This window comes from Peribacillus sp. TE19612, from assembly GCF_056279465.1.
Window position 1 is genome coordinate 1 of the sequence record NZ_JBWCCL010000036.1, and the last position, 1,661, is coordinate 1,661.

15 tRNA genes and 1 rRNA gene are annotated in these 1,661 nt (G+C 50.9%); all 16 read left to right on the forward strand.

Annotation, left to right across the window (positions count from 1 at the left end):
- Window positions 1–104: ribosomal RNA gene (gene rrf / locus ACZ9AO_RS26100) — 5S ribosomal RNA — on the forward strand; the annotation flags it as partial.
- A 9-nt stretch (window positions 105–113) separates the two neighbouring features.
- Window positions 114–188 (forward strand) — tRNA-Asn (locus ACZ9AO_RS26105).
- A gap of 5 nt (window positions 189–193) precedes the next feature.
- Window positions 194–285 (forward strand) — tRNA-Ser (locus tag ACZ9AO_RS26110).
- Window positions 286–294: 9 nt separating this feature from the next.
- Window positions 295–369, forward strand: a tRNA-Glu gene (locus tag ACZ9AO_RS26115).
- A 15-nt stretch (window positions 370–384) separates the two neighbouring features.
- A tRNA-Val gene (locus ACZ9AO_RS26120) sits at window positions 385–460 on the forward strand.
- A 102-nt stretch (window positions 461–562) separates the two neighbouring features.
- A tRNA-Met gene (locus ACZ9AO_RS26125) sits at window positions 563–636 on the forward strand.
- A 5-nt stretch (window positions 637–641) separates the two neighbouring features.
- Window positions 642–717: transfer RNA gene (locus ACZ9AO_RS26130), tRNA-Asp, on the forward strand.
- A 12-nt stretch (window positions 718–729) separates the two neighbouring features.
- Window positions 730–805: transfer RNA gene (locus ACZ9AO_RS26135), tRNA-Phe, on the forward strand.
- Between the two features lie 7 nt (window positions 806–812).
- Window positions 813–888: transfer RNA gene (locus ACZ9AO_RS26140), tRNA-Thr, on the forward strand.
- A 16-nt stretch (window positions 889–904) separates the two neighbouring features.
- A tRNA-Tyr gene (locus ACZ9AO_RS26145) sits at window positions 905–988 on the forward strand.
- A gap of 9 nt (window positions 989–997) precedes the next feature.
- A tRNA-Trp gene (locus ACZ9AO_RS26150) sits at window positions 998–1,071 on the forward strand.
- Window positions 1,072–1,088: 17 nt separating this feature from the next.
- Window positions 1,089–1,164, forward strand: a tRNA-His gene (locus ACZ9AO_RS26155).
- Between the two features lie 35 nt (window positions 1,165–1,199).
- Window positions 1,200–1,274 (forward strand) — tRNA-Gln (locus tag ACZ9AO_RS26160).
- A 3-nt stretch (window positions 1,275–1,277) separates the two neighbouring features.
- Window positions 1,278–1,352, forward strand: a tRNA-Gly gene (locus tag ACZ9AO_RS26165).
- Between the two features lie 9 nt (window positions 1,353–1,361).
- Window positions 1,362–1,435, forward strand: a tRNA-Cys gene (locus ACZ9AO_RS26170).
- Between the two features lie 8 nt (window positions 1,436–1,443).
- A tRNA-Leu gene (locus tag ACZ9AO_RS26175) sits at window positions 1,444–1,524 on the forward strand.
- The last annotated feature ends 137 nt before the right edge of the window (window positions 1,525–1,661 follow it).

Sequence of the window (1,661 nt, forward strand, 5' to 3'; positions counted from 1 at the left end):
AGCGAAGAGGTCACACCCGTTCCCATTCCGAACACGGCAGTTAAGCTCTTCAGCGCCGATGGTAGTTGGGGGTTTCCCCCTGTGAGAGTAGGACGTCGCCAAGCTTATATTGTTCCGCAGTAGCTCAGTGGTAGAGCATTCGGCTGTTAACCGAACGGTCGTAGGTTCGAGTCCTACCTGCGGAGCCATTATTGGAGAGCTGTCCGAGTGGCCGAAGGAGCACGATTGGAAATCGTGTAGACGGGTAACCCTGTCTCAAGGGTTCAAATCCCTTGCTCTCCGCCATTTATACCTGGCCCGTTGGTCAAGCGGTTAAGACACCGCCCTTTCACGGCGGTAACACGGGTTCGAATCCCGTACGGGTCACCATTTAGACAACATATTGGAGGATTAGCTCAGCTGGGAGAGCATCTGCCTTACAAGCAGAGGGTCGGCGGTTCGATCCCGTCATCCTCCACCATTTTCAATAAAATCAGGTTGTTTCTGCAAAAAGGATTGATTATTCAGCCCATTGAAACGCTTAACACGAAAACTTGATGCAAAATAGCAACATTATTACCGTCGCGGGGTGGAGCAGTCCGGTAGCTCGTCGGGCTCATAACCCGAAGGTCGCAGGTTCAAATCCTGTCCCCGCAATCTATGGTCCCGTGGTGTAGCGGTTAACATGCCTGCCTGTCACGCAGGAGATCGCGGGTTCGATTCCCGTCGGGACCGCCATTTTTATTGTTTGGCTCAGTAGCTCAGTCGGTAGAGCAAAGGACTGAAAATCCTTGTGTCGGCGGTTCGATTCCGTCCTGAGCCACCATAGTAGTGCCGGTGTAGCTCAACTGGTAGAGCAACTGACTTGTAATCAGTAGGTTGGGGGTTCAAGTCCTCTTGCCGGCACCATGTTTCATCTATATGCGGAGGGGTAGCGAAGTGGCTAAACGCGGCGGACTGTAAATCCGCTCCTTCGGGTTCGGCAGTTCGAATCTGCCCCCCTCCACCATTTTATTACAGGGGTATAGTTTAAAGGTAGAACAGAGGTCTCCAAAACCTCCAGTGTGGGTTCGAGTCCTACTACCCCTGCCAATTTAAATTATATAATGGCGATTGTGGCGAAGTGGTTAACGCACCTGATTGTGGTTCAGGCATTCGTGGGTTCGATTCCCATCAGTCGCCCCATTTTAAAAAATATGATATAATGATTACAACGTTAATGGGCTATAGCCAAGCGGTAAGGCAACGGATTTTGATTCCGTCATGCGAAGGTTCGATCCCTTCTAGCCCAGCCATATGCGAAAGTAGTTCAGTGGTAGAATACAACCTTGCCAAGGTTGGGGTCGCGGGTTCGAATCCCGTCTTTCGCTCCAAAAAACGTTGGCGGCATAGCCAAGCGGTAAGGCAGAGGTCTGCAAAACCTTTACCACCGGTTCGATTCCGGTTGCCGCCTCCAACATACATGCCGGTGTGGCGGAATTGGCAGACGCGCACGACTCAAAATCGTGTTCCTCTGGAGTGCCGGTTCGACCCCGGCCACCGGTATCACAAATGCTTATAGAATCAAGGTCTCAACTTAAATGTTGTGGCCTTTTTTCTTTGTCTTTAATACGACAAAAATAAACCAGAATCGTGTGCGGCGAATCGTGTGCGTAGGAGGTCGTAATGAGAAGACGTAAAGA